The organism is Variovorax sp. 20P10.2.4 (genome assembly GCF_058244205.1).
Map to the genome: position 1 here is coordinate 1 of NZ_JBZAYE010000722.1, position 3,439 is coordinate 3,439.

The following is a 3,439-nucleotide window of genomic DNA, read 5'->3' on the forward strand; positions in this document are numbered from 1 at the left end:
GTGCTCTGGACCTTCCTCAACTCGTTCAAGAACCGGGTCGACATCGTCTCGGCAACGCCGAAGTTCCTCTTCACGCCCACGCTCGAGAACTACGCCTACGTGCTGGGCCGCGAGGCGGTCGCGCAGGGGCTCGTCAACTCGCTCGTCGTGGTGGGCTCGGCGGTGCTGATCGGCGCGCTGCTGGGCCTGCCCGCGGCCTATGCGCTGGCGCGCTACCCGGTGCGGCGCGCCGACGACATCCAGTTCTTCGTGCTGTCGATGCGCTTCCTGCCGCCGGTGGCGGTGGCGATCCCGCTGATGGTGATCTGGCTGCAGCTCGAGCTCTACGACACGCGCATCGCGCTGATCGTGACCTACACGCTGCTCACGCTGTCCACCGTGATCTGGCTCGCGATCCCGGCCTTCAAGGCGGTGCCCCGGGAGGTGGAGGAGGCCGGCCGCGTCGACGGCTACGGCCCCTACGCGATCTTCTTCAAGGTGGCGCTGCCGATCGCCGCGCGCTCGCTGGTCGGTGCCATCGCCTTCGGCTTCGTGCTGGTGTGGAACGAGTTCCTGATCGCGCTGATGCTGACCACCTCGGACGCCAAGACGCTGCCCATCGTGGCCTCGGAGCTGAGCCAGCTCGGGCGCGACGTGCCCTGGGGCATCCTGAATGCGTCCGTGATCCTGCTGTCGCTGCCGCCGCTCTTGATGATCGGCGTGCTCAGCGGCTTCCTCAACGCGGCCTTCAAGCGCAAGCGCGACGCCGCATGAAGACCGCGCATCCCCTTTCCGAGAGAAGCAACAACATGTCCGCAATCAGCTGTCACAAGATCATCAAGCGCTACGGCGACACGCAAGTGGTGCACCAGTTCGACCTCGACGTCTCGGACAACGAGTTCGTCGTCTTCCTCGGCCCCTCGGGCTGCGGCAAGTCGACCATTCTGCGCATGCTCGCGGGCCTGGAGGACATCAGCGGCGGCGAGCTGCTGATCGGCGGCACGCGCGTCAACGACCTGCCGCCGCAGGAGCGCGGCATCGCGATGGTGTTCCAGAACTACGCGCTCTATCCGCACATGAGCGTGAGAGACAACATCGCCTTCGGGCTCAAGCGCCTCAAGGTGCCGAAGAGCGAGATCGCGCGCCGCGTGAAGGAGGTGTCGGACACGCTGGGCCTGGAGCGCTACCTCGAGCGCCGGCCGACCGAGCTCTCGGGCGGCCAGCAGCAGCGCGTGGCGATCGCGCGCGCGATGATCAAGACGCCCAGGGTGTTCCTGTTCGACGAGCCGCTGTCGAACCTCGACGCCAAGCTGCGCAACCACATGCGCGTGGAGATCGCGCGGCTGCACCAGACGCTGCGCACCACCACGGTCTACGTCACGCACGACCAGCACGAGGCCATGACCCTGGCCGACCGCATCGTGCTGCTGCGCGACGGCCGCATCGAGCAGGTGGGCTCGCCGCGCGAGATCTACGAGAACCCGCGCTCGGCCTTCGTGGCCGGTTTCATCGGCACGCCGCCGATGAACCTGCTCGAGATGACGGTGGCGCACGGCGACGGCGGTGCCGTGCTGCGCGGGCACGGCGGCACGGTGCGCGTGGATGCGCGCCGCTTCGCGCTCGAGGGGCGCGAGCGCGTCACGCTCGGCATCCGGCCGGCCCACCTGCTGGCGCTGCCCGACGACGCGGGCGCCTTCGTGGGCGAGGTGCAGCTGGTGGAGTACCTGGGCAACGAAGTGCTCGTGAGCATCGGCGACGGCCCGGGCAGCGAGATCGCCGCGCTGGTGCATTCGGCGCGCGCGCCGCGGCTCGGCGAGCGCGTGCGCTTCGGCATCGATGCGGCCCAGCTCCACCTGTTCGACGCGCAGACCGGCGCCTCGCTGCGGCGCGACGCGGTGGCGCCGCTGCACTGAACCCCTTCATCGACTTCCTCTCAGAAACACCCGCCCTCCATGAAAGCCCTTGTCCTCGAGAAAGCCCACGAACTCGCGCTGCGCGAGATCGAGCTGCCGCCGCAGCCCTTCGGTGCGCGCGACGTGAAGATCCGCATGCACACGGTCGGTGTCTGCGGCAGCGACGTCCACTACTACCAGCACGGCGGCATCGGGCCCTACGTGGTCGACGCGCCGATGATCCTTGGCCACGAGGCCTCGGGCACGGTGGCCGAGGTCGGCTGCGAGGTCACGCACCTGCGGCCCGGCGACCGGGTCTGCATGGAGCCCGGCATTCCGCAGCTCGACTCCCGCGCCGTGCGCGAGGGCATCTACAACCTGGACCCGGCCGTGCGCTTCTGGGCCACGCCGCCGATCCACGGCTGCCTCACGCCCTACGTGGTGCATCCGGCGGCCTTCACCTTCCGCCTGCCCGACAACGTGAGCTTCGCCGAGGGCGCGATCGTCGAGCCGCTGGCGATCGGCCTGCAGGCCGCGAAGAAGGCCGCGCTCAAGCCCGGCGACGTGGCGGTGGTGGTGGGCGCCGGCACCATCGGTGCGATGACCGTGCTGGCTGCGCTCGCGGGCGGCGCGGCGCGCGTGATCCTGGCCGACCTGGTGCCCGAGAAGCTCGCGCTGTTCGCCGACAACCCGGCCGTGAGCACGGTGAACATCCGCGAGCGCAAGCTGGCCGACGCGGTGCGCGAGCTGACCGACGGCTGGGGCGCCAACGCGGTGTTCGAGGCCAGCGGCAGCGTGCGCGCCTTCGAGGGCATCTTCGAGCTGGCCTGCCCCGGCGGCTGCGTGGTGCTGGTCGGCATTCCACCGGCGCCGGTGGCCTTCGACATCGTCGCGATTCAGGCGAAGGAGCTGCGCATCGAGTCGGTGTTCCGCTACGCCAACATCTTCCCGCGCGCGCTCGCGCTGATCGCCTCGGGCCAGGTCGACGTCAAGCCCTTCATCTCGCGTACCTTCGCGTTCGAGGACGGCATCCGCGCCTTCGAGGAGGCCGCGGCGGGGCGGGCGACGGACGTGAAGATCCAGATCGAGTTTCCGGTCGAGGCCTGAGCGGCGCCGGGCCCGCGGCCCGGCGTGCAAGGGAAAACGCCGGGGCGGCGCGGCAAAACGCGCCGCTACATTGGGGCGCATCTTTTTTCGAGCCGCGCTTCCCCGATGCCCCCTCGCTTTCGCAATGCCGTGCTGACGGGCGCCTGTGGCGGCCTGGGCCAGGCCTTGGCGCGCGGGCTGATCGCCGACGGCACGCAGGTGGCGCTGGTGGGGCTCGACCGCGAACGGCTGCGCGCGCTCGAGGCGCTGGCGCCCGATCGCTGCGCGGTCTACACGCCCGACGTGGCCGACACGGTGGCGATGCAGGCCATGGCCGCCGACTGGATGGCCCGGGCCGGCACGCCCGACCTGGTGATCGCCAACGCGGGCGTGGCCGGCGGCTTCGACACCGCGCAGGCCGAGGACCTCGCGGTGCTGCGCCGCATGCTCGAGATCAACCTGCTGGGCGCCGCGACCACCTT

Annotated in this window: 4 protein-coding genes; all 4 read left to right on the forward strand. The window is 70.3% G+C overall.

Annotation, left to right across the window (positions count from 1 at the left end; all coding sequences use genetic code 11):
- Positions 1-753 (forward strand): carbohydrate ABC transporter permease (locus AC27VN_RS36325; RefSeq protein WP_490879767.1); only part of this gene is annotated, 753 nt, incomplete at its 5' end.
- Between the two features lie 35 nt (positions 754-788).
- Positions 789-1,892 carry an ABC transporter ATP-binding protein gene (locus AC27VN_RS36330; RefSeq protein WP_490879768.1) on the forward strand — a complete coding sequence of 368 codons (1,104 nt, stop codon included), beginning with the start codon at positions 789-791 and terminating at the stop codon, positions 1,890-1,892.
- Positions 1,893-1,931: 39 nt separating this feature from the next.
- Positions 1,932-2,978, forward strand: a complete 1,047-nt coding sequence (locus tag AC27VN_RS36335) for an NAD(P)-dependent alcohol dehydrogenase (RefSeq protein ID WP_490879769.1) — start codon at positions 1,932-1,934, stop codon at positions 2,976-2,978.
- Positions 2,979-3,083: 105 nt separating this feature from the next.
- Positions 3,084-3,439 (forward strand): SDR family NAD(P)-dependent oxidoreductase (locus tag AC27VN_RS36340; RefSeq protein WP_490879770.1); only part of this gene is annotated, 356 nt, incomplete at its 3' end.

What these genes read in the sequence shown, in the direction of transcription:
- AC27VN_RS36330 (WP_490879768.1), top strand. Translation starts at nt 789, where the DNA reads ATGTCCGCAATCAGCTGTCACAAGATCATCAAGCGCTACGGCGACACG.
- AC27VN_RS36335 (WP_490879769.1), top strand. Translation starts at nt 1,932, where the DNA reads ATGAAAGCCCTTGTCCTCGAGAAAGCCCACGAACTCGCGCTGCGCGAG.